Genomic DNA, 26,563 nt, shown 5'->3' on the forward strand with positions numbered 1-26,563 from the left:
AGACAAGGACGAAACGTCTAGTCAAGTTGATTAGACGCGCATCTTGAGGTGATCGGGGACCGTTCGCCACGAACCCGGATCATCGGCCATGGCGTAGGCGCCCTCAGACAGTCGTTTGCTCAGGCTCTTCGCCCACTCCAGTTCGGTGCGTGCCTGTCCCGCCCACAGTTCGGCCTGATCGCGGACGTGCTCGGGGGTGTCCCGATTGGGGTGCTCCCGCCACTCGGCCTGCACTACGAGCTCCGCTTCCAGTCGCGCGACCCGCTCGTTAACCTGCGCGATGGCATCTGTCCTGGTCAGCATGGGCAACATGGCGATGGACGCGTTGAGCATGTCCGGGTCGTGGGTGCGCCGCAGACCGTCGCGGACCAGTTCGACCATCTCGTCACGTCCCCGAGCTGTCGCGCGGTACAGAACGCGCTCCGGCCCGGAGTTGCCCGGCTCGGCGTGTTCGGTGAGGAGGCCATCAGCCGCCGCCTTCTTCAGCGCGTGATAAATCGAGCCGGGCTTGATCTTGGCCCAACTCTCCGCACCCCAGCTCTGCAGTTCGGACCGCACCTGGTAGCCATGCGCGCCGCCGGAGAGGTGCACGATACCGAGTACCAGGAGCTTCGTCGCCGACATGCGCCCACCTCCGCTCAACCCTCTCGTCTCGATCGCGAGCTTTCCCATGGGTTCGATTCCTTCTCCCGTGTTGCGAACGGATTGGTAGAGACTAGTCCAGTTTGACTACTTGGCCAAAGTACACGAGGAAGAAACGTCTAGTCAAGGTTGATTAGGCGCGCATCTTGAGGTGATCGGGGACCGTTCGCCACGAACCCGGATCATCGGCCATGGTGTAGGCGCCCTCAGACAGTCACTTGCTCAGGCTCTTCGCCCACTCCAGTTCGGTGCGTGCCTGTCCCGCCCACAGTTCGGCCTGATCGCGGACGTGCTCGGGGGTGTCCCGATTGGGGTGCTCCCGCCACTTGGCCTGCTCTACGAGCTCCGCTTGCGCGCCCGCCAGGGTGGTGTCAACTCCCACCAACACTAGGGTGCCCTCCTGGTCCGGGTGGTGTCAGCACTGACCTACAAACGGTGCTGGTGGAGACCTCCAAAGCCACCAGGTCGCGGCTGTCACCGGAGCGAGCCGCAGATCCTTCTGATCCGGGTTGATCTGCAGCACCTCCCACCAGAACAGCCGCGCAAGCCGGTAGGCCAGGCCTTGCAGTGACCCGTAGTCCATCCCCGCTTTGATCTCGCTGAGGTAGTCGACCAGCACGTCCCGCACGCCCGAAGGCGGGATGCCGTACCGGTCGACGAGCGTTGCCGCGGAGTGCTGGCGGGTGTTGCCTTTGGCCGACCACGCCGCCCGCAGCGTCGCCGGCTCACCCGCGAACGGGCCCAAGGCGACCATCAGCTCCCACGCCAGGTGCTCGCGGCGGTGCCGCCCTGACGTCTTCACGACGTCGGCATAGTGGAGCAGTTGCTCGCCTTCCAGCTGGTCCAGGCGCCGCCCGGTCCGGATCATCACCCGCGACAGGCAGCCCTCGGCGTCGAACTGGTGCCGCAGCAACGCGTCGCGGTAGGTCGGGAGAGCCCGAAGCCGTGCCGCGGCCTCGGGGTCGTTGACCGTCAGCATCTTGGCCGGCAGGTGCGCACCGGCTCGCGATTCCAGCTGCCACCCGTACGACGGCCGCAGCACGCGACCGGCCATCAACGCGTTCGCCGCGTAGCCGATCTTGCGCTGCAGGGCCTCGTCCGAGCCGACCACCGCGCTGCGCCAGGCCCGCGGTGCCGAGTCTGCGCCGCTGGACAGCCACCGCTCTTCCCAGCTGTCGCCGGGAAACTGCTCCAGCCACTCCAGAACCCTGCGGATTGCCGGCCGCACGGGCTTGATCCGGAACGAGTCGCCGAGGTGACCCAGCACGAAGCCGACCGTCGCGTCCCGGTCCAGCCCCTGCACCAAGTGGCCCGCAGCGTCGCCGGGCAGCAGCGGTGGCGGCGACCCCAGGTCGTAGGCGCGCGTCTTCACAATCCGGCCGTTGGCATCGACACGAGGATCTGGCGCGACAGTGCCCAGCGACAGCAGTTTGGTCGACGGCCCAGCGGCCTTGCGGGTCTGGTTCGCGCGACGCCGTGACTCCAAGATCGCCTTACCGCCGCCCCGAGCTGCGCTCTGGCCCGTCACGCGCCGATCCCCAGCAGCTCCAGGACGGCCGCGGCGTCGTAGGCCGGCCCGATCACCGGTCCGTCGACCCGGGGCCGGGCGTAGTGTTCGAGGACCTTTCCGACGAGCTCCTCCAGGCGCGGCTGAGCGTAGATCTGGGTCGTCGTCACGCTCACGTGCCGGAGGACCGTCTGCACGTCGAACAGCGTGAACGCCGGATCAGACAGCATCCGCGCCGCCGCGGTGTGCCGGAAATCGTGCAGGGTCCAGTTCGAGCCCAGCGCTGCGTTCGCGCGCTGAAGCACCGCCCGGGCGGCGTGGTATGTCAGAGGGCGTGGCGTTCCCTGCCGGGTCCACCACACTGGGCCACCCGGCGTGACGGGCGGTCGTTCTTCATTCAGATAGAGCGCGAGCCAGACGAATGAGTCGACGCTGGCCGGGATCGTCTCCCGCAGGCGGCTGCCCTTGCTAGTCACCGTGATCGTGTTCGCGCCCGCGTCCACATCGCCGTCGTGCTTCAGCCCCACCAGCTCGCTCGCACGGGCACCGCTCGACAGCCAGAACGACACCAACGCGCGGTCGCGGTGACTGCGAAGCGTGCCGAACAGCGCTTCGGCCGCCTCGTCGGGGATCGCCCGCCACACCGGCCGAGGTGTCTTCTGCCGATACGTGGCCCGCCGGTGTACCACGAAGTTCTCCATCGGATTGTGGTGCGCATGCAGCCGCTCGCCACCGCGACCGCGCTGCGCCGGCACCGGGTTCACCAGCGGTCCAGCATCAGTCGAGCAAGCCCACTCGTAGAAGCCGAACAAGACACTCAGCTGATGATTGATCGTGCGACTGGCGTACGTCGCCGCAAGCACCGGCTTGCCGGTCACCGGGTTCACCGAACCCGGCGGCGGCGCGTCGGGCCGGCGCCGGACTCGCTGCGGGTTCGGGGCCTGCTGCAACCACTCGACGAACGACCGCACATCCAGCCGCTCTGCCCGCTCCCACGGCGTGTACTGGCGATGCAGGAATCTGAACCAGCGCAACAGATCGAACGCGTAGCTGCGCAGCGTCGCCGGACTGCAATCCGAAGCCGCCAGCTCACGGAGATACCCCGACGCCGCCACATGCTCGAGCTCGGGGAACAACACCCGCCACCGCAGACCCGACTCAAACCCCACCACGCGACCCGGCTCAGCAACTGGCACGCCACACCCTCTCCCGACACCTGCGGTAGCACCAACTGATGCTCAGAAGAGTTCAGTCAACTAGCCGGGTCGCCGTGGTACGCCGTGGCAGCACGGCGCGGTTGTGGACCCGTAACCGCAACGACATCAGCGACCGGTTCCCCGACATCGTCGCCGCCGCAGAGAAGCAGCTCCCCGACGGATCGGTCCTGGACGGTGAACTGGTCATCCTCGGTGCAGACGGCCGGCTCAGCTTCGATGCTCTCCAGCAACGCCTCGTCACCAGCCCGGCCAAGGCCCGCGCCAAGGCAGCCCAGCTACCTGCCGCCTACGCGGCCTTCGACCTGCTGGCGATCGGCGGAGTCGATCTACGCACGCAGCGTTGGACAGCTCGCCGCCAGCGACTTGAGCAACTGGCCGCAGGCTGGGCGCCGCCGCTGCAACTGACTCCCGTCACCAGCGATGTCGACGACGCGAGGCAGTGGTTTGAGGTGCTGCCCGCCGCGATGGGAGTGGAAGGGCTCGTCGTCAAAGGCGCCGCCACCCGCTACACCCCCGGCCGCAGAGACGCCTGGGTCAAGGTCAAGCACCGCGAAACCCGAGAGGTGATCGTCGGCGGCGTTATCGGCCCGATCGATCGTCCCGAGGTGGTGATCGCCGGCCGATACCGGGCCGGCGAGCTCGTGATGGTGGGGCGGACGGTGCCGCTCAGCGTCGCGGATTCCCACCAGCTCGGCGCCGTCCTGCGTCCCGCGACGCGCGGGCATCCGTGGCCGGACGAGATCGCGTCGGTGCTCTGGGGTGGCAAGGACTCGAAGAAGCCACTGACAAAGGTCCGCCCTGACGTCGTGGTCGAGGTCCTGGCCGACGCAGCGATGCAGGCCGGCCAATGGCGCCACGGCCTGCGGTACGTACGGTACCGAGCAGACATGCAGCCAGACGACGTCCCGACACTCTCTGAGCCCAGCGAGGCTGGCTGATCATGGGCCCCAGACGGACCGCGGCGCTCGACCAGTGGCTTGGGAGCTGCCAGCTCGCGCCGTTCAGGTATGTCTGAGCTTGGAGGGCCACACCTGGTGCTCTGGATCCCACCAAAGCACGTGGAACACGTGGTCCACCAGAAAGCCGTACAAGCGATTCTTGCCGCTCAGTTGGAATCGAACAAGCTGGGTGAGGTCTGCCCTGTTGATGTCCGTCAAGCGCTTCTGTGCGTGCGCTGGCATCTTCTCGACCTCGTACTGCTTGGCCAGGATGTTGTCTGGAGCTAGCAGCTCTTTCCAGGTCATGGACTCGATGTTGCCTAGTTTGCCGAGCACCTCGATGAGCTTCGCCGTTTCCATGCTGTCAAAACACCAGTCGCCGTCGTGATCGACGTCGGCGAACGCCCAGTGGGGCTTGCGCTCTCGCCATGCTGGATCATCGGGGTCCGCGAGGCGGCGGGGCTGCTTGTCCGCCGCAGGTGATTGGTATGAACCAGGCTTCTTCGTAGCTGGCGCGTATGGTGCGGATCGAGGTTGCTTGTTGCCCTTGCCGCCTTTATTGCCGGGCGCCATCGGTCAGTCAGTGCTCGCGGAGGTCAGGCCGTCGTAGTACTCGTGCATATCGGCTTCGAGGATTTCCGCCGATGACCACTCTCCCGGGCGGGCGTGCGCTCGCTCGCGAGCTGCAATCCAGGGACCCTCACGATGCGTCAGCTCGCTGAGCTGGTGGGCTGTCATGGGTGCGTAGTAGTCGAGGACTGCGTCGATGGACTCGCGCTCGCCTTTATCGAGCTGCTTCGGGTCACCGCTCGGCCACTCCGAGACCGTGAACAGGCCACGGTGATTGCGGTATAGATCCCGAACCACCGGTCCGTTCGCCCAAGCCTCAATGCGCTCGGAGAAGAGGGAGCGCTCTTCCCACACGAGGTGCCAGGCTTTCGAGTAGTAGACCAGCTTCTCAAGCTTCATAGCGCTCATGCCACCGAGGCGATCGAGGATGTACGCCGCTACATCATGCGCAGTAGCCATACTTACCCCCTTCTCCGACCGCACGAGTTATCCACAGGTTGTGCACAGGTTCCCCACACGTTGTCCACCGTAGCGCACGTCCATGCCACCGACGACCGCGAACGGCTTGGCGCCGATCACGTTGTTGCGTCGATTGGGCGCGATGGATACAGTCTATCGAACAGGTGTTCGATTGTCGACCTCATGCGATGTCCACCGTACCCGCGCTCATTCCACGGAGCGTTCGGGCTTGCGATGCGCATTTGCGCGTCGGGACCACTGGGTGGCCCGCTGGTCGGTCCCGATGATCGGTTGGCGTATCGGCTGGCCGCTGGACGAGTTTGTTCACTAGGCTGACGCGGCTCGCTCACCTCATGAAAAGTGGTCGCCAATGCTCTCCGACGCCGAGCTCCTTCTGGGTCTGGGCCGCCACCTGTCGGCCTACGAAGTGTCGCCCTCGCATGCTGCCCTCGACTCGTTGCAGTTCGCCGGCCAGGTCTACGAGTTGGCGTGGCGCTTGCGGAACTCCCAGGTCTCCACCGGCAATCGGATCGAGGCGATCGCCATCGAGGCCCGCGTCGGAACGCGGCAGCTTCACCGCGACGTTTTGCCCACCATGGAGCAGCTGGGCTGGGTCGAGTGCCGCCGCGACGCAGAGAACCGGCTGGTCAGCGTCGAGGCACTGATCCCGCCGAACGAGGTCCTCATCGCCGACGCGTCCCGGCTCCTGGACATCCTGCTCGTCAGCTCTGTCCAGCGCGCGGCGCTCGAGCTCATCCGCGCCACGAGCCGCCAGCCTCTGCCGGTGGAGGCCGCCATCCAAGCCGCGATCCAGTGGGGCGAGGAGGCTGCCACCGCTGCGCTCGGGCACCTGGAGGCGGTCAATCTGGTGCGCCGCATCGAGCACGAGGTCGATCGGCCCGTGGTCTTCAATCCGAACATCTGGACCAACGACCAGCAGGCGGCCACCGCCGCACTCCGGGCTCAGGATGCACGCGCGAGCATGGAGGTCGGAGCGCTGTTGGAGGAGATCGCCGTCGCACCGGGCATCCCGGAGAAGCACGTGACCTCGACCGAGCAGCGTTGGATCGACTTCGCCGTCTCGCAGGGGCTGGTCGAGAGGTCGATCGTACAGACCTCGGATGGGTCTGAGGAGAGATTCTTGTTCAGCCCACACCTGAAACGCGACGCCTTCGGCACTGCGCTCACCGATCCTTCCGGGCATGTGCGGCAGTTGGTCGGCAGCATGATCTACGCCTCGACGTTCGCCTCATGGAAGCTGCACAGCCCGGGAGGGTTCCTGTACACGCTGATCCGCGACGGCGAGGCCGGCAACGTCTCCAACATCGGGACCGACTATCCGATGCTCGAGACGGCCGGCACTATCCAGGTCGTCCCAGGTGGACGCTCCGGAACGTTCCGGATGGTCCTTCTTCAGTCCGACATCGCCGAATCCGCGCTGTCGATCATCGACTCCCGCGGGTCCACGAACCGAGGTGATGCCGGCAGCCTGCAGAACCTCGGCGACCAGCGGAGCTACAGCCACGTCGAGCGGGAACGCGCGAAGATGGCTTCTGTGGCAGATACCGACGACCGTGAGGCAGCCCGCCTCATCGCTGCTCTGCGCGACGTCGCCTCAGGAGGTGCGTTCGGTGTCTGACGACGAGGTACCCTTCGATGACGTCCAGCCCACCACCGGCACGCCGGCCGAGGCGACGCCCGCCGACGAGAAGGCGGCGGAGACGGTGCAGGGGTCTGCTCAGCAGCGAGGCGGCGAGCAGGCCGAACCGTCGGCGCCGCAGATCGCGACGGAGACCGCCACGGGAACCGACGTCGCCAAGCCGGTGATCGGGAATACGCCCGGTCCGGGCGAGACCATTGCGGCTGATGGCCCAGCGGACTTGGCCCCGGGACCCGGCCCGCTCAAGCGCCTGGCTTCCCCGACCTCGACCGCCCGGGGGCCCGGACGCAGCCGGGGCCGCAAACGCTCAGGCGGAGGGGCCGCTGCTCGGGCTGAGGGTGGTGACACGGACCAAGCCGCCGATCCGGGCGGGGACCTGGAGCGGCGGGTCGGCCGCACCGAGTTCAACGACGGCGCGCTGGTCCGGCTGCGCGTGCCTATCCGTGTCGATGCAGACTCTGGCCGGGATGTCCTCACCGACATCGACGTCCTTGCGGTCGACGTCGATGGGCGGTTGCGGATCTCGCGCTCCATCCTCGAGTGCAAGAGCGGCAAAGGCCAGGCCGGCGAACCCGACCGCCTCCTGTGGCTCGCCGGGTTGCAGCGGTTCCTCGGCTTCGAGCGCGCTGTTCTCGTCCGCCAGACGGTCTCGCGGCGCGGTCGCGGGCTGGCGCGCGCACTCGGCCTGCGAACCCTTGACGTCGCCACCCTTGCCAGTCGTGAGGCAGCGCATGCATGGCTGCCCGAGCGGTTCGGGCACGTCGATGGCGCCGAGTGCCTCGCCGCTGAAAAACGCACCGATACCCAACTCAAGGGCCTGGGACACATCCCGCCTGATCTGGTCGCGTTCCTCCGATTCGACGCGCTGCGCTCGGTGCCACACCAGATCCTGCGTGCTGTTGCGTCGCTAGGCCGTGCGGTCGATGGAGGCGGCGTGCTGCCGAACCCGACGCGGGTGGTGCTGGCGGGTCACGCCCTAGTCGTGCTGATCGCGGCTGCGCTCGCGGACGCCGGTAAGCTCGATGAGATGTCATCGGCCGACTTGCTCGAGCGGACCAGGCGTGCACTGGTTACCGGCAACCCGGAAGACGAGCAGGTCCTGTCGATCCTGGGTCGGGCCGATGCGCTGGTGGCCTACTCCCTGGAGCGGGTGCACGCCGCCTACCGGGAGGCCGGCGCCAAGCGTCTGAATGTCGACTTCCCCTCGCTCAAGGCGACCGTCACCACCCCGCCGGGGTGGGCGCCGCGGTACATCGATCTGGTCGAGAAGCTCCGCGCGAATCCCGCTGTCGCGCGGCAGATGCTGCAGACCACCGAGCTTGCGGTCTTCGAGGCGCTCGTCGGCGGGCAGGCCCACCGGGCCCCCGCCTTCGACCACCTGTTCACCCAGGAGCACCGATACATGCTCAACGTGGCCCGGCGGTGCCTGGAGGACGTCGCCGGCGTGGCAGTCGCCGACGCGCTGACCCCTGCACTTGACCTGGACTTTTCCCGCGGCGCCCTGGCCCGGGGCGACCGCGACGCCGCGCCCAAACAGAGCTGATCCGGCACCGCGCCCGCTGCGCCGCGTCACGGCTGTCTCGGTTTGGCTTGGAACCGTGAGGGTGCCAAATCCGCACAGAACGAGCTCAGGACGAACAGATGGCCAAGTCGACACAGCATCAGCACGTAGTGCCCAGGGCGTACCTCCGCGGGTTCGCCGACGCCACGAAGCATGTTGTCGTTTGGCGTCGCGGTCAGCATCCGGAGCACCGGCTGCACATCTCAAATGTCGCGGTCCGCAAGGGGTTCTACAGCTTCTCGATGCCCGGCGGAGCTAAGTCCGACGGCATCGAAGCCTGGCTGGACAGGAGCATCGAGTCCCCCGCGGCTCCGGTCCTGAAGGCGCTGTGCGCGACCACCGGACCGCTGCAAGGGAGCGGCGAAGCCGGCGTCCTCGCCCGGTTCGTCGCCGCTCAGTTGCTTCGCACCCCGACGGTGGCCGGGCACATGCGCGACATCGACGAGCACCTGCGACCGTTCCTGTTCACCCTGGAACTGCTCAAGGCCGAAGGCTTGAACGCCGCTGATCTGAGCGCCGCCGAGATGTACCAGTGGCAGATGGCCGGCAGACAGATGGCGGAGACGCACGGCACGCTGGGCGACGAGAACTCCCGGCTGCGAACCATCATGCGAACCTTCGACGGGTTCGCCGCCGCGCTGTCATGCCGCAGCTGGACGGTACTCGCGGCAACCGATGACCTGCTGATCACCGGCGACGCGCCGGTGGCCACCCTAAACCCCCTCCAGAGCGGCTGGAAGGGACTGCTGCCGGCCGGCGCTCCGGTCTTGATGCCAATCACGCCGACGCGACTGCTCGTCGGGGAAGAGCATCCGCTGGGCCAGGACCACATCCTTCGACCCGAGCTCGCGCGGGCCGTGAACGAGGAGGTCGCGGCGAACGCCGATGATGCCATCATCAAGGCCCCCTCGAGCAGCTGGCCGACATACCTTGACCTCGCGTCGGCGCCGCCGAAGCTGCCACCTCCCAACATCACGATGGAGCCCTCTCAAGCACCGCCGACGCAGCTCACCTACCCGGCTATCAGCGACCCAACCGTCAAGGATCTACTCAAGCAACTCGGCGCCTGAAGCAACTGAGAACCCGGTCACATGCAGGTCAGGCAAGCCCTCATTGGCCATCCTGCGAGGCTAGTCCTGTGTCGGGCCAGCGTCTGCTGGGGGGAAGCGGACTAGAACATAAGTTCGATTAATGTCATGATGTGGTCATGGTTGGACGCTTCAATGTGCGACCGGGCGACGGGGTCACTGAGTGGCTGGTGTGGGACAACGCCATGAACGGGCACCGCGGGAGCGGTCTGTCGCAGGCTGAGGCAAATGAGGTCGCCGCAGACCTGGAGTTGCAGTACGACGTCCACGGTGCGCGCGACGCGGCGAACGTCCGGCGAGTCAGCCCACCGGTGCCGGTCGATGCCTTCCAGCGCGCCGGCGTGCTGGATGCGTGGGTCCTCGAAAGCGGCCGCTGGCTCGGCCGTGTACGGCAGCCTGATGGGCGGATCGCCTGGATCGACCAGGATGACCTCCGCGCGACGCCCAGGAGCGCGCAGGCTCCCTCGCAACAGGAGGAGGCGAGCTGATGCCAGGTCCGTTGCGTGAACCGGTGATAACGCTGGTCGGCGGTCCAGGGGACCGGCAGGTCTTCTATGTCTCCGACTGGGAGGAACGACGCCTGGCCGCTGAACGGATGGGCCGAACCGCGGGCGAGTTTTGTGGGTGGCCGCTTGCCTACCAGCCCGAGACTCACGGGAGCACTCGTTGGGTCTGGATCGGTGGAGAGCGGTGGCCGAGGAAGCCGTTAGCCGGCCAGGCGGCCTAAACCTCGAACGGGTCGCGGACCAGGGCTAGCCGGCGAGCTGGTCCGGAACCTCGATTGGTGGACGCCCAGAACGCCGCCAGGTCCATGCGAACGTGGCATCCACGCCAGCGACGTAGCCCGGCAAATCAGGCCACTCGCGACCCCGAAGCGCCATGACCTCGGCCTGCACAGCCTCCTCCTCGATCAGCTCCTCGATCGCCAGCGTGTGCACGCGCGTGATCGGCGACAGCGCCAGGCCGCCGCGCCGGCCGTTGACCGGCACGTCGTACGTCACGTCAGCATTCGCGATCCACCGGCAAGCCGACACGACGCCAGTCACGAAGCCCTCTTCGCGGCCCTGCTCCTTCAGTGCGTCGGCTCGTTGCTCGGCCGCCAGCCACACCCGGGCGAAGTCCCGTACGCGCACGCCGCGCAGATGCTCACGCCGAATCCGGTCGAAGTCATCGCCCCTCAGCTCCATACCACAACACGATCCCACCGCGCGCCGACAGTCACCAGATTCCGGTACAGGAACATCAATGTTGTGTACAGTTCTGTACATGAGCCACACGTTGCCGATCTCGGAGGCCCGAGGACAGCTCGGGGCACTGGTCCGCCGGGCTTCGGCCCGGCGGGAGCGGACCACGATCACCGACCACGGCCAGCCGGCTGCGGTGATCATCAGCGCCCAGGAGCTGGAAGACCTCGAAGACCAGCTCGCGATCGCCCAGTACCAGGCAGAGAAGGCGACCGGCCAGCTTCGGACGGTTCCGCACAGCGAGGTTAGGCGCCGCCTTGGCATGAGCCGGGCGTGACCTACGAGATCGTCTGGAGCGAACGAGCGCTCGACCAGGCCGCCGGGTTCCTTGCCGACGATCCCGAGGGTCTGGCGCAGCTCATGGCCGCAGTCGACATGCTGGCCGACGAGCCGCGTCCCGAGGGAACCGCGGAGTATGGCTCACCTGACGTACGACGGATGCACGTCGGTCGGTACCGGGTTCTGTACGACGTGAACGACGCCACGGTGACCGTCGTAGTCATCCACGCCGGGCGTACTAGCTGACGCTCGCCGCTTCTGCCACCGCCGGAACGGCAGGGAGCACAGACCACAGACCACAGACCACTCCTCGCGGCTGCCCAGCCGTATTTGGTCGGCGCAAGCAGACAGGGACCTCCGGGTGGCCTTCCGACGTACTCGCCCCGGAACCGGGCATGGGCGGTGCATGACGGGTGCTGCGCCGGTGGCCGGCACCCGGGGGTCGCTACAACAGGATGCACCCTGAGGCCGTGCCCAGGATCGAGGTATCCACAGGCGCCTCGAGCTGGGCTCAGCCCGGTTGGCCGTGGTCGTGCGGTGTCGTAGCCAGGCGTCGTTCCAGAGCACGCAGCCGCTCCGTGTCGAGCGGCTGAGTGGCCTTCAGACCCTGACGGGGCGCGGTTGCCCACGACTGTGCGCGTTCGTACTCGCGGCCGGTGAAGACCTCCGCCAGGAGGGGCGCCGTACCCGAGGTCCGCAGCGGCCTGGTCGGCGAGCTTCTCCTGGACGCGAGCGGCCCACGGCACGACGAGCGGCGCGAGGAAGGGCGACAGCATGAAGACCACGTAGTGGTTGAAGCCGAGGAAGACCCACACGCCCAGCACGCCGATCAGCAGGAACCCGATCACGACCTTGACCAGGAGCGACAGCACGCGATGCCTGAGGCCGAACAGGATCGCCTTACCCATCAGGCGAGCGGGCAGGGTGAGCCAGTACAAGAGCAGCCACAGCACCCGCGGGATCGCCAGGCGGTGTGCCAACTCGTGCGCGAGGACCGCCTCCAGGTGCCGGGGCGGCAGCACGTACACGGCCCAGCTGGTCACCGCGACCGTCGTCCCGGCCGTGGCTGGTGCGGTCGCCTCCGGCCCTCGTGGACCCACACCCGATACCGGTTCGGATCAACGCCGGCCGCCGTGCACACCGCCCACCAGGCCGGCCCAAGACGCTGAGACTCCAGCGCTGACGGAGATCGGAGCCGGTACACCTTCCGCGCCAGCAGATCCTCTACGCGCGGGTGAGCGATGACCACAACCGCGGACAGGACCCAGACCGCGAGACCCACCCAGTACAAGGCGCGGTTCGGCACACCGAGGAACTGAATCGAGAGCCAGCTCCTTCTCTGCACTAAGGGGTGCTGATCAGCCCCGGCGCCAGGGGGCGAGGTCGGCCAGCATCTGGGCGGCTTTGGGCGGGGTGATGCGGTGCCGTTCGATCAGGATGCCTTCGGCGATGGCGATCGTTTGTCGTGGTCGAGGTCCATCGTGCGGACTACTCCCTGGGCGAGGGCGGTTTGGGTTCCGCAGAGCCTCGTCCTAGGGCGGTGGAGCCCAGCGGATCCCCGTGTCGTCGGTGGCTAGTCCTGTTCCCGCCGCTCTTCATTGATACGCAGAGCTTCGGCGAGTTGGTCTTCCAAGATGATGATCCGACAGGCGGCCTCGAGGGCGGTGCCTTGGTCGACGAGTTCGCGGGCGCGGGCTGCCAGGCGGAGCTGGTAGCGGGAGTAGCGGCGGTGGCCGCCCTCGGAGCGTTGCGGGGTGATCAGTTTCGCCTCGTCCAGGCTCCGCAGGAACCCTGGCGTGGTGCCGAGCATGTCCGCGGCCCTGCCCATCGTGAAAGCGGGGTAGTCATCGTCGTCGAAGCTGGCTGGCCCGGTTGTCGGGGTTGAACTCATCGGGGTCTCCGTGTGCAGGTCTGGGGTCATCGAACCTCCATGCCGAAGGGCCCCGGTGCCGAAGCACCGGGGCCCAGGGGTTGTGGATTGGCACCATCTACCGGCCGTGAGGTCGGCCTTGCATGTCCGCAGCGCGCCACGTGAAGGCTGTCACTGCGGGGATCGCTGAATGCGTAACCGAAGACCACCTTCCCATCTGATGGAACTACGGCACCCGCCCGGCGAAGTACTGGCACTGGCGGGCGATCCGACGGTGTAATCCCTTCCCTTCTCTCTCGAACTACAACTGCCTACTGCTACCTCAACTACAAACAGCTACTGCTACTGCTGGTACGGAACTGCGCACTACCTACTACGAACTTCAACCGCTGACTACAACTGCGACTGCAACAGCTACTTCTACTTCCATCCGTCAGGCCTGGAACCCCTTCCAACCACTGGCTCCAGTGACTCTGACCGGATCCTGGCGTGAAACCCGAGCCCTTTCACTGATCGGCCCGGCGGAGTCCGCCGTCCTTCCTACTTCACAATCACACTCTTGGACAGATCGGTAGCTGTCCACGTCAGCTTCGCTGTTCTTCTCTGTCAACACGAGGAACACTACACACGTCGCCGGTGAATGTCTAATCCCATCACCACAGATATTGAGGGTGTCGCGGGAGAGGTTCGAGCTGCTGCTAGGAGCCAGGTGGCGTGCCTGCTGTGCGGTGAGGTCATGGGGTCGGGATGGTGGGCATGCCGAGGTTGACTGCGCGGCGGGCCTGGGTCCGTTTACCGCGGAGGAAGGTGAGGGGTGAGGTCGATACCCTCGACTTGGCGCTTCCAGCCTTGGGTTCTCGCGTGATGCCGGCGCTGGAGTAGGTCAGTCTTCGCGGCTGGCCGCATCGACCATCAGCCACGGCAACGACTCCTGCCGGCCAACTACAACAGCACCCACCCGAGGAAGGGCGACGCGCCCCACCATCAACTCACCGCACGAACGCAGCTCCCCAGTAACCACGTTGCAGGTCATCACGACGGCCCGCCCGCCGAATCAACTCGGTAGGGCCATTCGTGCAGTTAACTGACCACCAAACCATGGCAGAGTAAACGCCACCTCGACCCACGCTGACGACTTCACTTCCCGGATGAACCGCGGCAGTTGAGGACTCTGGGGAGGAGAGATCGAGGATGGTCGCTGGGTCGTCGGCATCGGACGGCCGGCAGGCTGGACGGCCTGTGGAAGTGGCGGGCGAGCTACTGGAGCAGGCGGGGGGTGGCGGACGGGTAGTCCATTGGTCCCCGCGCCCGAAGTATGACGGTTGCTGTGGGCATCGTTCATCCCGGCACGGTAACCACAGGCCGAGCCGCCGATCCAGGGATTTGCAGCTTGTTGCCGAGCTGGATCCGTGCGGCACTGGATCAGTCAGGTACGTAGGGCGATGCGCACCGATATGCCGCCCGCCGCGTGGCATCACTCGTGGCACAAAACGTCGGATACTCCTGGGGAATCTCGCGTCTGCTGCGGGCGACCGTGTTACCAAAATCGCTCGTAGAGAGCAGATGTGACGCCGACGTTCCTTCTCGTAATGAGCAGGTCGTCGGTTCGACCCCAACTGGAGGCGCCGCGTCTGACGAGCGAAACGCCGGTCAGGCTCTTCCTTCCCCGCTGCCGTGGTGCGAGCGGGCTTGTCATTGCTGCATGGCCAGGCAGCCGGAGGCAAGGGCTGGTCGGGGCGCGATGCGAACCGTCCACCTCCTCCTTGAGCACGTGCCACTCGACTCGTTGAACGGTTGCTAGACGCGTTGTTCGGCGAAGTCGATCTCGTCGAGGCGTGCAAGGCTGCCGCATACATACTTCGCGCGGGTGAGCGCTACGTACAAGACGCAATGCTCAGGTTCTTCGTTCGTGAGGCCGTGTGCCAATCTCGTCTCATCAGCCCGGGTCAGTACCACTCCAACTCGGGGCCATTCGCATCCCTTCGCCTGGTGCACGGTGAGCCCGGGAATCAAGTCTGAGCTACTTAGTCGTGCGCGGAGCATCTCAATTTCCTTGACGCGTTCCGCCTCCTTGCTCTCCTGAAGGCGGTTTGGACGTGAGCGGGGGCTCAAGTCATCGACAGCGTCGCGCAACATCTCGAGAGCGTCCGAAGCGCTAAGTCCCTCAATCAGTCCTGTGAGAATTGGACGCAGCAGTTTGCGCTGCTTCTCCTCGAGTCCTTCTTCGACTATCCCGAGGTGCACCAACGCGGACTGTCGCCCGAAGGACGTTCGGCCGAGTTTTGCGCGGGTCACCTCGTCGAGCAGTAGGTTCAGTGCCGCGTCGGTTCGATTGCCAATCGTCCGGAACGCGAGCGGCAGCACGTTCTCGCCGACAGTCCACAGCATGTCCCAGCGCCGACCAAGGGCTACGTCGACCGCTGTACTTGCCGTCGGCGGAACGGTGACCGGCTCGCCTGCTCGAAGCTTCGTTGCCAGCTCGAGGGTTTGGTCGGTGGCGAAGCGGAATGAGTGGAGCAGTTCGTACGGAATGAACGGATAGGTTGCAAGGAGCTTGGAATGCACCTTGTCTGGCGTAGCGCCGCGCCAGTCGTACAGCGCCTGCCATGGGTCGCCGACCACAGTGAGCGTGGCATCCGCCGCCGCGACCGCTCTGCAGACCCATATGTCGAGCTCGTCGGCGTCATAGATCTCGTCAACGATGACGTGACGGAAATTTGCTGCGAGCCAGTCCACGATAGCTTGCTTGACGCCCGGAACTTTCACAATCGCCGACCGCAATGCCCGACGGACGTCCTCGTGACTGGCGATGCCGCTTGCGAGAACCTCTCGATGCGGTCCGACTCGTCCGAACCCGTACGTCGGGGCTGCGATGCGCTCACTTCGGCTGTCTACACTGCCTGCGGCGTTGCACCCGGCGTAGCGGCGGTAGCTGCCCGCAGCTAGGAAACGGTAGTCGCCGTGGATGCCGCGGAAGTCGTCGATGACATCGAGGCGCTTGTGACCGCCGGGCCAGGTCACCAGGCCAAGGGCGAGCAGATGGTGGAGAACCCGGACGTGGAAGTCGTCGAACGTTGTCACGAGGTTCGGCAGCTCGACGATCTTGTATCCCCACCGGGCGACGATGCGTGAGCGCAGCTCGCCAACGGCCGACCGGGCAAAGCTCAGCCCAAGGACGCCGCGGCGGCCGTCGCTGTCTTTATGGTGCAGGTAGCCGAATCGTGCGGCCGACACGGTCGTCTTCCCGGACCCGGGCCCGGAGATGATATTGACCAGCGACGCATCCGACGCCGCCGCCAGCACCTGCTCGTCGGTCAGGCGGAACGCCATCAGACGCTCCCGTCGTCCGCGACCGCGTCGTCCTCCTGCTCTTCGCCAGCGGTATCGCCGTCGCCGTCTGCCGCCTCAGGCTCCGGTGCGTGACCGGACCACAGCCAGTCGAACAGCTCTTTCAGCTGCTCGGGAACAGTTACCACGTCGGAGTTCTCGTCGGACAGAGCAGCAAGCTCGAACGCGAACTCGCCCTTGAGATTGCGGTTCTTCTTCTCACGAAAGAACTCGTCGACGTTCATCGCGGTGGGCTGTTCCCCAAGGTCGGCGCCGCAGCGCTCAATCGCCTTAGTTACGAGGGTCTCGTTCCCAGCCACCAAAGTTGGTTCGAGCGTCGGCTTGGACCAGAACCATCGGACGTGGTCGGTGGCGGCAAAGTTCTGGTGCCATGACGGCGGCGTGGGCTCGGGCATCGGATCACCGGGATTCTCGGGCCGGGCGTCAGTGTCGGAGAGAACAGCGACCTGGGCGGCGAGCTCGTGCTCCGGCTGCGCCAGTAGGTACACGGGCCATTCGCCGATGCGGTTCCCTATGGGCACGACCGAGAGCGCGTCGATGAACGCGAGCTTCGCCTGGTCACCCGCCGCCCATGCGCGGCCGAACGCCCGCAGCAGTGCGGCCTCGGTAATGCCTTCGACAAGCACCAGCCGCTCGGCGAAGAGCGCTCCGGACCGGCTGGCATCCAGGTGGAGCTCAGTCATCCGCCGAATCTTCTTCCCGAGCTTCTCCTCCCACGGGATGTTCGCAATGAGCCTGGACACGACACTGTCGGTCCGGTCGCGGCGGACCACGACCATCTCGTTCGGCTTCGCTGCGGCGACAATCTCACCGGCGTGGGTCGAGACGATGACCTGCAGGTCCGGGCGCGTGGCGACCGAGGAACGCAGGTACCGGATGAGGCCGTGCTGGAGCTGTGGATGCAGGTGGGCTTCGGGCTCCTCGATGAGGAGGGTCGCGTGGAACAGCCGTGGATAGAAGGAGTCCTGCTCCTCTGTTGCTGCCTCCTCTATCGCGTTCATTCGGGCATGGGCGGCCTCTGGAGTGTCCTGAGCGGGGTCCGTTTGGCCGTCCAGGGCTGGTTCGCCGCCGTCTTCTGGGGCTGTGGGCGCTGGGCTCAATACTGGGTCGGGTATCCCGGCCAGTGTGACGGCGATGTGCAGGAGGTTGACGTACCCGAGGCTGGACGCCTCGAGGCGCCGTGCGTCCTTGATGCTGGCTGTGGCTGCGAGCAGCAGTTCGAGGACTCGTGCGAGGTACTGGTCGTCAACGCGCTGGGTGCCGACGAACGCATGGTGTTCACGAACGCCGCTGGTCAGAATGCGCAGGTTGTTGGCGATGCGGTCCTGCACCTCGCGGACCAACTTCTCCACTGTCAGGTTTCCCAGCAGATCCTCGGCCGTGCGGCGAACACCTTCGAGCGTGCCGGCCGACGGATTCCGCTTCTGCTGTGCGCGTAGCAGTTCCACAAGGACCGTGGCCTCTCGCCGCGACAGCTCATCGACCGGGTTCCGGAGTGCCGGCAAGTACACCAATCTGGTGAGCTCGTGTCCGTCGACGGTGGAGTCGATGTCTGTCGCACGCAGACGCCCGAGGGAACGTTCGAGCGTCCGCTTCCAGGTCGGAGCACCGCCACCGGTCGAAACTAGGTACTGGCCCAGTGCTCCCTCGGGCTGTCCGGCAGCCTCCAGTTGGTACTCGATGGTGACCGAGCGGGGAGCCGGCCCGAGGACCGACGCGTCCGGAGGTGTCAGGCGTGGGAACCGTTCGCGATGAGCCCAGTAGATGGAGTCGTTGATGGTCGTCTTACCGACGCCGTTCGAGCCGACCACCAGGCTGAACCGGCCAGGGAATTCCACCGCCACCGGCGAGTTCGCAGCAGCACGGAACCCTTCAACTGTCATCTTCCGCAGATGCACGTCACCCTCGCTTCGCATGTCAACGTAATCAGGTCGACTGCACCGTGAACGTGCGCCGCCAGTAGGTCAGCGTAGATGCAACCGCCGCGGCCAAACTTGCCCCCGGACTTGGTGCTGTTCGTGGTGCGTGCTTGTGGCAATCGATGCCGCGTCGGGCGGCTCCCCGGAACCCCGTCTTCACCGCGTCCAAGCCAAGCGGCGGTCTGACTACTCGCAAGAGCCGGTGTTGCATCTTCTGAAGGCAACCGTTCATCCACTGCCGTCGTCCACAGGTTCGGCGTACGGTGGCGCTAAGGGGAGGAGACTCTTGTGAACGACGACGCGAACCAACCACCCATGAAGGAGTGCCCGTTCTGTAAGGAAGAAGTAAAACGAACGGCTATTCTCTGCAGATATTGCGGGCAACGTTTACCTGAAGAGCGTGTTTCTCATGGCGGAACCTGCCCGTTCTGTAGGGAGCAAATCCAACCTGAGGCAATCGTCTGTCGATACTGCCGTTCGGACCTGCGGTCGACAGAGCCTGGCGGTGAAGTGGGCACGCGTGCTCCATCGACTCAACCTGGCAGCACAGGCGGCTGCCGCGGCTGCAGCTCCGCTGGGGGAGATCGAGCGCACGAAGTGGCCTCCCGCGCATGGTGGGGAGGTACAGATAGGGGTCCGTTCCCCGGTCTCTCTGACCTACCCGGACAAATTGGAGGGGAGTATGGCGAAAAGCCAGAGTGCATATCGCGCTGGCAATGTGAGTACATAGGAACATTCTTCACGCGCTGCTGGCTCGAGAGATGCTGTTACAGCCCAGTAACGGGCAATTGGAGTTGCATCAAGGTAGTCAGCAGTTATTGATCGAAAGATCTGGAGCTGGAGCTACGCGACGACGCCTATGTCTTCTCCCTCGCCCCCGACGGTTCCGCACGTCTGATCCCAGATTCCGTCGGGCAGCGATACCGCAAGCTGGTCGAGCGTCTGGAGATCAAGACCACCATCCACAAACTCCGCCGCTACTCCGCCACCGAACTGATCGCGGCGGGCGTCGACATCCGCACAGTCGCCGCCAACGTGCGCGCCATTCGAGCCCGCCGGCAGGAGCGTCAGGAGGATCTGGCCGCCGAGCGGGGCTGGTCTCGCCCCGTCGTGGGAGACCTCGAGAATGGGCGCCGCCGGGTGACAGTCGCGGACGTCATAGCCCTCTGTCGTGCGCTTGACGTGGATCTCCGTGAGCTGCTGCGCGGTGTGGATGACGACGGCCTGCGGGTCCTCGGCCTGGACCGCCGCCGCACCTAGGCCTGGCTTAGAGTCTGGTCACCTGCAGTCGATGGTCGGCCGGCTGACGCCACCAACACGGGGCTAGCGATTCGCGTAGCGATGCCACGGTGTGACGCCCACGGCTACTCGCGTGGCGACGGCGGATTTCTCAGGAGTCTCACTCGCTGCAGTTAGGCAGACGCAACGGCTTCTTCCAGCTCCTCAAGCTTCTTCCGGATCCGCACCTTATGCTCTTTCGACGTGCGGTTGCCATCAAGTTGCTTCTCCAACGTCTTGCGTGCATTGTTCACTAGCCGCCGCTCGAGATACCGGCTGGCCTGAACCTCGAGGTAATACAAGGCACAAGCCGACGCCGCCTTGACTGACCTCAACGCGAGGGTGGCGATCGCTCTGTCAATGGCGCTGTCAATGAACCGCAGCCCTAACATGCCAAATCAGACAGCACAGACGCTCGATTGTGCAGGGATCCAGGCGTGAGACAGCCTGGTCTGTGCGGAGCGTGCAACTTTTAATCCGCAGCGTCGGCGTTTGGCGCAGTGGCGGGTTCGCATTGTCGGGTCGCCGGTCGCTGAGCGGCGACACGGGCGTAGCGCCATCCGCTGGCATCCGACCAACGCAGGAGCGCGCAACGTCAGGTGCCGTTGGGCAGGCCAAGCCAGATCTCGGTGATCCGTGGGTCGACGACAAGACCAAATTCCAAGCTAGGCGACGAAGATGCGACCGACACTCGTCACTAGGACCGTGCGCATGCGATCGGGTTCGCCATGATGGGTGGTTGTGAGGGGACATCGACTAAGTGGACTTTGGTACGCCGTAGTGGGGATAGCCACGGTCGGGGTAGCGGTGTGGGCGGTACTCCGAGTGGAGTTCGGGGACGTCGACCCGCTGAGTGCTGCGATCGGCTTTGCAGCGCTGTTGGTCGCGATCCCGGGGATGGTCGTGGTGATGCGGGGTTGGCGGCGGCAGCATTTAGATACCGCGGTACTCACTGAGCAGTTGGCCGGCGAGGTGGGGAAACGCGAAGACCGGGCACGCCTGCAGCTACTAGGCGATCCGAGCCGCACCATCGACCTGCGGTTCGACTTCCGCCCGGCGCCCGCACACAATGCTGCGGGCGCGGCTCCCAAAAGCCGGTTGGGCGAGGTGGCGGCCTACTACTGGGAGCTGCAACCGCGCAGGATGGTGATCACCGGTGCGCCGGGCGCAGGCAAGACCGTCCTGGCGATCGAGCTGATAATGGCGTTGCTGGCAAACCGCATGCCGGGGGATCCGGTGCCGATACGCCTGACAGCATCGTCGTGGGATCTGAACGCCGGACCGTCAATGCAGCCATCTGCTGCTACGCAGCAGATGAAGAATTGGGTGACTGCCCACCTAGTCGAGGCATACCGCCTGCCGCAGCGGGCCGCGCAGGCGCTAGTGGACGCCGGCCGGGTTCTGCCGGTGGTGGACGGGCTCGACGAATTGGACCCCACCGATCGACCGGGATATGCGTCGCGGGCCGGGCAGGCACTGCAGGTATTCAACAGCTACCAGCGCTACAGCAACAGGGCGGAGCTGATCGTGACCTGCCGCAGCGGGCACTATCAGGCGCTGACCGATGACCTGGCCTGGGTTCAGGACGCTGCACGGGTCGAAATCCGCCCAGTGAGCGGAGTACAGGCCCGCAAGTTCATCACTGCCCGGGCCGTAGACGCCAAGCGGTGGCAGACAGTCCTGGAGACCATCAAACGCGGCCACCCGCTCACCTTCGGACTTGACACGCCGTGGCGGCTGGCCCTGGCTCTGACCGTCTATGAGCAACGAGACAAGAAGACCGGGAGGTTCCTGCGGAACCCCGACGAGTTGACCAACACTCGGCTGGGCACCTCGGACGCAGTTCGCGACCACCTGCTCGAGTCGTTCATCCCCGCAGCCTTCCGCAACGCCGGCGACCAATCACTCGACCCCGCCCAGGCACATCGCTGGCTGGCAGTCATAGCCAGCTACCTGAACCACAACACAACGAGCGGCCGCGGCGTCGGCGGGCGGCAACTGTCCGGCACCGACATCGTGCTACACGAGTTGTGGCCGCTAGCCGGTGTCCGCCGCCCTCGCATGGTGTTTCCGGCTCTGCTTGCCGTGGCCTGGCTTGTCGGCTTCCCGATAATGCTGAGTCCGCTCTCCACCGAGTTCTCCGCAGATCTGGTGCTGGCGCTCGGGCTGCCGTTCCTGATCGCTTTCCTTCTCGGCTGCCTGTCGTACTCCGAAATCTGGCCGAAACCACACCGGCTGGTCCTCACACGACTGCACACCGCACACGGTCGCCGCGAGTTCGCGGTCGGGCTCGCGGTGGGGCTCGTGGCTGGCCTCGTGGCTGGCCTCGTGTTGGGGCTGGTGGCCGGGGTTGGGCTCGCCGGCGGGCTCGCGGGCGGACTCATTTGGGGGCTCGTACTCGGGCTCGAAGAAGAAGCCGACCTCGGGACGCCGGAGCCGCGATCGATGGTCCGTGACGATCTCGTGATTGGGCTAGTACTCGGGCTCGCCTTCACGACCGCGATCGTGATTGCGATCGCGGACTGGACTGGACTGGGCTGGTTCGCGCTCGGGGTCGCGGTCGGAACGGGGCTCGCGGGCGGGCTCACGTTCGGGCTCGCGGGGTGGCGTTACGTCGCGCTGCTGCTATGTACCCGCAGACGTGGTGAGCACTGGCTGCCCTGGCGACTTGGCCAATTCCTAGACGCCTGTTACCGCGCTGGCATCGTTCGGATCGCCAGCACCGGCTACCAGTTCCGTCACCGGGAACTGCAGGACTACCTGGCCCATCACCCGCTGCCCGCCGCTGACCCGTCATCAGACGGGATCCAAACCGGTGGACAATCCTCACACCACTAGGCACCCGCCACATCGAGAGCTCGGACCATCAATCTCGAATCTGCGAAGCCGCTGGACTGTGCGCAAAGAGTCGATCGATTTTCCTGAACGGGATGGCCTGGGCGAAAGCCGACTACGCTGCTGAGAGTGCGACTAGCTACGCGGTGACCGATGCCCTGTCGCGTGACACGGTTCATGACGCGAACTGGAGTCAACTCGTGCTGGTGGAGCTGTCCACAGTGCCGATGGAAGCCACTCCTGACGCCTAGAGATGGCAGAGTTAATGCCATCGCGCAGCCTTTTAATCCGCGGGTTGTGGGTTCGAGTCCCACGGGGCCTACAAAACCCCAGGTCAGAGAGCTGACCTGGGGTTTCGTGTCTTTGTGGCCCATGGTTTACCCCACGGTTTTGTCCTCCGGACCAGCGTTGAGAGCCCTCTCCAGAGCACTCGCCGCGGCCGGATTCTTCGCCTTCCGACCCATGTACACGTCCTGTGTCATCGACGGCCGCGCGTGCCCGAGCTGGTCGGCGATCTGCCGCGCGCTTTGCCCTGCGTCGTCGAGGATCGTTGCCGTCGTCTTCCTGAACACGTGGGACGTGAGCCACGAGAACGCGTCAGCCTCACTCGGCGCCGAGGCTTCATCGACCAGGCGGAGTAGGGTCGCCCGCTCCTGACCGCGCAGGCGGTACAGATCCAGCAGCGCCGCCGCATCCTCTCGCGTGACCTTGAGCCGTGCGCGCTCGATCAGGCTGATTCGCGAGCTGGACCAGCCGAGGCGCTTCGTCACCTCCGGTTGCGTTATGCCGGCGTCTCGCCTCGCCTTGCGCAGTTGCTCGCTCAGCGCCCGCCGAACCTCATCACCGATGGGAGAGCGCGCCTTCCGTAGATCCCTGTTGACGTTGGATGGGTCACGGAATCCGCCACGCGAGTCAGGAAATACCGCTTGTTCCAGCCGAATGCCCTGTGCCGCTCTGGCCAACAGCATCGAGAGACACCAGGAGGGCACGACCAACACGCGCTCACCTGCACGGGACTTGGTACGCGTTCGGATCAGTCCCTCACCCGTCACCCGAATAATCTGGTGGGTGATTTCGATCTCGCCTGTCTGAAGATTCACCTGTGGCCACAGCAATCCGAGCGATTCTCCGATTCGGACGCCTGTCGCGAGCATGAACGTGGTCAGGTCTGGAAGGTCCGCCCGTACAGCAGCAGGATCCTTGCTGATCTGAGCAAACCAGGCCTCCCGCTCAGCCTCCGTCAACGCTCGGGGCCTTCTCTTTGGCTGTCCCTCGATCCGCTCAACATCGCGAACGGGGTTGACCGGTAGGGCGCCGTACCGAACAGCCAACCCCAGGATGCCGGAGATGATGCTTCGACAGCTCCGTGCCGTGGCCGGCCCGACCTCGTCGCGGATTGCACAGACCACCTTGTCAATGAGCGGGGTGTTTATCTCGCCGAGACGGACATCTCCCAGCCCTGGCAGGAGAGTCCTATCCAGATGGCACCTGTAGGTGTCGAGACTCCCAGCAGAACGTCTGCCGTCCTTCACCATCTGTCGGAACTTCTCAAGCCACAGATCCGCAGCAAGCGAGAACTTGTCTGACCCCGTGAGCTTGCTGCCCCGACCGCCGTTGCGACGCTCGATCAGCTTCTCCTGCAGGTTGTCTCTGCAGCGGTCTTGCTCGATCCGTTGTCGACGGCGGGTGAAGACTGACCCTGTAGCGACGGCTGAAAGTGGACCCCCTGCGTGACCCTGTGAAGGGTGATGACAGTGGAGGACTGGGCTGAGATCCGTCGGCTGCACAGGTCGGAGGGGATGGCGATCAAGGCGATCGCGCGTGAGCTGGGGGTCTCGCGGAATGCTGTTCGTCGTGCGCTGGCGCGGGACACGGCGCCGAAGTATGTCCGAGCCTCGAGGGGTTCGAGGGTTGATGCGGTCGAGCCTCGGATCAGGGAGTTGTTGAAGACGACTCCGACGATGCCGGCCACGGTGATCGCGGAGCGGATCGGCTGGCAGCATGGCTTGACGGTGCTGAAGGATCGGGTCGCGTGCTCCGTCCGCACTATCTGCCGTCGGATCCGGCGTCGCGGACGGAGTACGGGGCTGGGCATCGGGTGCAGTGTGATCTGTGGTTCCCGCCGGCAGTGGTGCCGTTGGGGGCTGGTCAGGCAGGGTCGCCGCCGGTGCTGGTGATGACGTCTGGTTACTCGCGGATGCGGTGGGCGGTGATGATCGCGTCGCGGCAGGCACCGGACCTGATCGCCGGGCACTGGCAGTTGCTGCAGAACATCGGTGCGGTGCCGCGCGAGCTGGTCTGGGACAACGAGTCCGCGGTGGGGTGCTGGCGGCGCGGCAAGGCGACGCTGACGGGCGAGTTCGAGACTTTCCGCGGCAGTCTGGGCATCGGGGTGCATTTGTGTCGGCCCCGCGACCCGGAGGCCAAGGGCCTGGTTGAGCGGAACAACGGCTACTTCGAGACCTCGTTCCTGCCCGGGCGGACGTTCACCGGGCACCAGGACTTCAACACCCAGCTGGCCGACTGGTTGGTGCTGGCCAATGCCCGGCATTCGCGTCGGATCGGCTGTGCACCGACGGCACGGTGGGCCACCGATCGGGCGGCGATGCTGGCGATGCCACCGACGGCTCCAGCCGTCGGGTGGTCGGTGCGGGTCCGGCTGCCGCGGGATTACTACGTGCGGATCGCGTCCAACGACTACTCCGTCGATCCTGTGGTGGTCGGTCGGTTCGTCGAGGTCGCAGCGGACCTGACTACGGTCACCATTACCTGTGGCGGTGTGGTCGTGGGCAGGCACAGGCGCTGCTGGGCCAGACATCAGACCATCACCGACCCGGCCCATCGAGAGGCCGCGAAGCGTCTTGCCCACCACGCCGCAGCAGCCAGGGACCAAGCCACCAGCACCGGGCGGCCAACCGGCGCTGAGGTCGTGGTGGAACGCCGAGACCTGTCGGTCTATGACGCCTTGTTCGGCCTAACCAAACCGATCGGGCCGACCGGGACCCGCGTCGACGGCGAGGTGGCCTGATGGCAACCCGTGCGAGCTCGTCGGCCAAACCCGGCACAGTCATCAAGGCCGAACGAGACCTGACCAGTGAACTGTCGTTCCTGACCAGGGCGTTGAAGGCACCGACCCTGCGCGAAGCCGTCGGTCGGCTGGCCGAACGCGCCCGGGCCGAGGGCTGGTCGCATGAGGAGTTCCTGGCCGCGTGTCTGCAACGCGAAGTCTCAGCCCGTGAGTCTCACGGCGGCGAGGGCCGGATCCGGGCCGCCAGGTTCCCCGCCCGCAAGTCCCTGGAGGAGTTCGACTTCGACCACGCCCGCGGACTCAAACGCGACGTCATCGCCCACCTGGGAACACTCGACTTCATCGCCGGCAAGGACAACGTGGTCTTCCTCGGACCACCCGGCACCGGCAAAACCCACCTCGCCACCGGCATCGCCATCCGCGCCTGCCAAGCCGGCCACCGAGTCCTGTTCGCCACCGCCGCCGAATGGGTCGACCGGCTCGCCGAGGCCCACACCGCAGGCCGGCTCCAAGACGAACTCCGCCGGCTAGGCCGCTACCCGCTGCTGGTCATCGACGAAGTCGGCTACATCCCCTTCGAACACGAAGCCGCGAACCTGTTCTTCCAGCTCGTCTCCTCCCGCTACGAACGAGCATCCCTGATCGTCACCAGCAACAAAGAGTTCGGCCGCTGGGGCGAAGTCTTCGGAGACGACACCGTCGCCGCCGCGATGATCGACCGCCTCGTCCACCACGCCGACGTCATCGCCCTCAAAGGCGACTCCTACCGCCTCAAAAACCACAACCTCGGACGGATCCCCACACCGACCGACGACCAACCATGACAACCAGCAAGGGGTTCACTTTCAACCGCCGCAAAGGGGTTCATTTTCAACCGTCGTTGACATCCGTACGCGTCGACCTGTCGAGTGCGCCCATCGAAGTCTCTGAAGTACGCCGTTGACCGGTAGCCGTCCGCTTTGCCCTTCTCGTTGGTGTGCGTGATGTAAGTACGGAACTTGCCCCAGGTGCCAAGCGGCAGAGGCTTTCGCGCCATCTTTGGGTTAGTCATGGGCGAGAACGGGGAGCAGACACCAGTCGAGGCCGTTCGCGCCGGTCCAGGACAATTCCTGCTAGCCGC

General features: G+C 65.6%; 23 protein-coding genes and 1 pseudogene. 13 read left to right on the forward strand and 11 right to left on the reverse strand.

Translation table 11 applies throughout. The features are described 5' to 3' along the window. Positions 1 to 30: 30 nt before the first annotated feature. The 4 genes from EV652_RS08820 to EV652_RS08830 all read right to left on the reverse strand — a co-directional run bounded on the left by EV652_RS08820 (position 31) and on the right by EV652_RS08830 (position 3,345). Positions 31 to 624 carry a PadR family transcriptional regulator gene (locus EV652_RS08820; protein WP_132208549.1) on the reverse strand — a complete coding sequence of 198 codons (594 nt, stop codon included), beginning with the start codon at positions 622 to 624 and terminating at the stop codon, positions 31 to 33. Between the two features lie 232 nt (positions 625 to 856). Then, positions 857 to 1,024, reverse strand: coding sequence for a hypothetical protein (locus tag EV652_RS43980; RefSeq protein ID WP_158441122.1), 168 nt, complete (start codon positions 1,022 to 1,024; stop codon positions 857 to 859). Positions 1,025 to 1,057: 33 nt separating this feature from the next. After that, entirely contained in the window at positions 1,058 to 2,170 is a 1,113-nt protein-coding gene (locus EV652_RS08825; protein WP_132208550.1) for a hypothetical protein, read from the reverse strand. Continuing rightward, a complete protein-coding gene (locus tag EV652_RS08830; RefSeq protein ID WP_199238088.1) occupies positions 2,167 to 3,345 on the reverse strand; it encodes a tyrosine-type recombinase/integrase in 1,179 nt (392 codons plus the stop codon). Before EV652_RS08830 ends, EV652_RS08825 begins: the two co-directional genes overlap by 4 nt. 38 nt (positions 3,346 to 3,383) lie before the next feature. Here EV652_RS08830 and EV652_RS08835 point away from each other — a divergent pair, with 38 nt between their 5' ends. Continuing rightward, the gene (locus EV652_RS08835) at positions 3,384 to 4,304 is read left to right on the forward strand and encodes an ATP-dependent DNA ligase (RefSeq protein WP_132208551.1); all 921 of its coding nucleotides are present in this window, start codon (positions 3,384 to 3,386) and stop codon (positions 4,302 to 4,304) included. A 63-nt stretch (positions 4,305 to 4,367) separates the two neighbouring features. Here the strand turns inward: EV652_RS08835 and EV652_RS08840 are convergent, their stop codons facing one another. Both EV652_RS08840 and EV652_RS08845 read right to left on the reverse strand, forming a co-directional pair. After that, a complete protein-coding gene (locus EV652_RS08840) occupies positions 4,368 to 4,877 on the reverse strand; it encodes a hypothetical protein (RefSeq protein ID WP_132208552.1) in 510 nt (169 codons plus the stop codon). Between the two features lie 3 nt (positions 4,878 to 4,880). Continuing rightward, the gene (locus tag EV652_RS08845; RefSeq protein WP_199238089.1) at positions 4,881 to 5,273 is read right to left on the reverse strand and encodes a Panacea domain-containing protein; all 393 of its coding nucleotides are present in this window, start codon (positions 5,271 to 5,273) and stop codon (positions 4,881 to 4,883) included. 430 nt (positions 5,274 to 5,703) lie between these two features. Between EV652_RS08845 and EV652_RS44530 the strand changes: the two genes are divergently transcribed. The 4 genes from EV652_RS44530 to EV652_RS08865 all read left to right on the forward strand — a co-directional run bounded on the left by EV652_RS44530 (position 5,704) and on the right by EV652_RS08865 (position 10,130). After that, complete coding sequence (locus tag EV652_RS44530; RefSeq protein WP_199238090.1) at positions 5,704 to 6,972, forward strand: hypothetical protein; 1,269 nt, start codon at positions 5,704 to 5,706, stop codon at positions 6,970 to 6,972. Further along, positions 6,965 to 8,536, forward strand: a complete 1,572-nt coding sequence (locus EV652_RS08855) for a hypothetical protein (RefSeq protein WP_132208554.1) — start codon at positions 6,965 to 6,967, stop codon at positions 8,534 to 8,536. Before EV652_RS44530 ends, EV652_RS08855 begins: the two co-directional genes overlap by 8 nt. Positions 8,537 to 8,634: 98 nt before the next feature. Further along, positions 8,635 to 9,624, forward strand: coding sequence for a DUF4238 domain-containing protein (locus EV652_RS08860; RefSeq protein ID WP_132208555.1), 990 nt, complete (start codon positions 8,635 to 8,637; stop codon positions 9,622 to 9,624). Between the two features lie 137 nt (positions 9,625 to 9,761). Then, positions 9,762 to 10,130 (forward strand): hypothetical protein, encoded by a 369-nt coding sequence (locus tag EV652_RS08865; RefSeq protein WP_132208556.1) that lies wholly within the window; start codon positions 9,762 to 9,764, stop codon positions 10,128 to 10,130. 264 nt (positions 10,131 to 10,394) lie between these two features. Here EV652_RS08865 and EV652_RS08870 read toward each other — a convergent pair whose 3' ends face one another. After that, positions 10,395 to 10,829 carry a hypothetical protein gene (locus EV652_RS08870; protein WP_132208557.1) on the reverse strand — a complete coding sequence of 145 codons (435 nt, stop codon included), beginning with the start codon at positions 10,827 to 10,829 and terminating at the stop codon, positions 10,395 to 10,397. Between the two features lie 79 nt (positions 10,830 to 10,908). Here EV652_RS08870 and EV652_RS08875 point away from each other — a divergent pair, with 79 nt between their 5' ends. Further along, positions 10,909 to 11,163 carry a type II toxin-antitoxin system Phd/YefM family antitoxin gene (locus EV652_RS08875; RefSeq protein WP_132208558.1) on the forward strand — a complete coding sequence of 85 codons (255 nt, stop codon included), beginning with the start codon at positions 10,909 to 10,911 and terminating at the stop codon, positions 11,161 to 11,163. Continuing rightward, positions 11,160 to 11,411, forward strand: coding sequence for a type II toxin-antitoxin system RelE family toxin (locus EV652_RS08880; protein ID WP_132208559.1), 252 nt, complete (start codon positions 11,160 to 11,162; stop codon positions 11,409 to 11,411). The genes EV652_RS08875 and EV652_RS08880 overlap by 4 nt, the downstream gene beginning before the upstream one ends. A 1,327-nt stretch (positions 11,412 to 12,738) precedes the next feature. Here EV652_RS08880 and EV652_RS08890 read toward each other — a convergent pair. The 3 genes from EV652_RS08890 to EV652_RS08900 all read right to left on the reverse strand — a co-directional run bounded on the left by EV652_RS08890 (position 12,739) and on the right by EV652_RS08900 (position 18,266). Beyond that, positions 12,739 to 13,056 carry a helix-turn-helix domain-containing protein gene (locus tag EV652_RS08890; protein ID WP_132208560.1) on the reverse strand — a complete coding sequence of 106 codons (318 nt, stop codon included), beginning with the start codon at positions 13,054 to 13,056 and terminating at the stop codon, positions 12,739 to 12,741. A gap of 1,776 nt (positions 13,057 to 14,832) precedes the next feature. Continuing rightward, the gene (locus EV652_RS08895) at positions 14,833 to 16,365 is read right to left on the reverse strand and encodes a UvrD-helicase domain-containing protein (RefSeq protein WP_132208561.1); all 1,533 of its coding nucleotides are present in this window, start codon (positions 16,363 to 16,365) and stop codon (positions 14,833 to 14,835) included. After that, on the reverse strand, positions 16,365 to 18,266 hold the full coding sequence (locus tag EV652_RS08900; RefSeq protein ID WP_206752084.1) for an ATP-dependent nuclease: 1,902 nt from the start codon (positions 18,264 to 18,266) through the stop codon (positions 16,365 to 16,367). Before EV652_RS08900 ends, EV652_RS08895 begins: the two co-directional genes overlap by 1 nt. 351 nt (positions 18,267 to 18,617) lie before the next feature. Between EV652_RS08900 and EV652_RS46130 the strand changes: the two genes are divergently transcribed. The 4 genes from EV652_RS46130 (at position 18,618) to EV652_RS43990 (ending at position 22,666) form a co-directional block, all read left to right on the forward strand. Beyond that, on the forward strand, positions 18,618 to 19,124 hold the full coding sequence (locus tag EV652_RS46130) for a double zinc ribbon domain-containing protein (protein WP_369410010.1): 507 nt from the start codon (positions 18,618 to 18,620) through the stop codon (positions 19,122 to 19,124). Positions 19,125 to 19,337: 213 nt separating this feature from the next. Beyond that, a complete protein-coding gene (locus tag EV652_RS08915; protein ID WP_132208564.1) occupies positions 19,338 to 19,562 on the forward strand; it encodes a helix-turn-helix domain-containing protein in 225 nt (74 codons plus the stop codon). An 843-nt stretch (positions 19,563 to 20,405) separates the two neighbouring features. Then, complete coding sequence (locus tag EV652_RS43985) at positions 20,406 to 22,418, forward strand: NACHT domain-containing protein (protein WP_158441123.1); 2,013 nt, start codon at positions 20,406 to 20,408, stop codon at positions 22,416 to 22,418. A gap of 92 nt (positions 22,419 to 22,510) precedes the next feature. Further along, entirely contained in the window at positions 22,511 to 22,666 is a 156-nt protein-coding gene (locus EV652_RS43990) for a hypothetical protein (protein WP_158441124.1), read from the forward strand. A gap of 126 nt (positions 22,667 to 22,792) precedes the next feature. On the opposite strand, the gene EV652_RS08930 is transcribed toward EV652_RS43990, so the two are convergent. Further along, positions 22,793 to 24,202 (reverse strand): tyrosine-type recombinase/integrase, encoded by a 1,410-nt coding sequence (locus EV652_RS08930; RefSeq protein ID WP_242001656.1) that lies wholly within the window; start codon positions 24,200 to 24,202, stop codon positions 22,793 to 22,795. Here EV652_RS08930 and istA point away from each other — a divergent pair. Then, positions 24,161 to 25,443: pseudogene (gene istA / locus EV652_RS45155) on the forward strand (IS21 family transposase). The gene EV652_RS08930 and the pseudogene istA sit on opposite strands and share 42 nt — an antisense overlap. Continuing rightward, entirely contained in the window at positions 25,443 to 26,267 is an 825-nt protein-coding gene (gene istB, locus EV652_RS08940; RefSeq protein WP_132208567.1) for an IS21-like element helper ATPase IstB, read from the forward strand. Before istA ends, istB begins: the two are co-directional and overlap by 1 nt. Positions 26,268 to 26,563 lie beyond the last annotated feature (296 nt).

Source organism: Kribbella steppae, assembly GCF_004342025.1.
In the GTDB taxonomy this organism is placed as follows: Bacteria; Actinomycetota; Actinomycetes; order Propionibacteriales; family Kribbellaceae; genus Kribbella; species Kribbella steppae.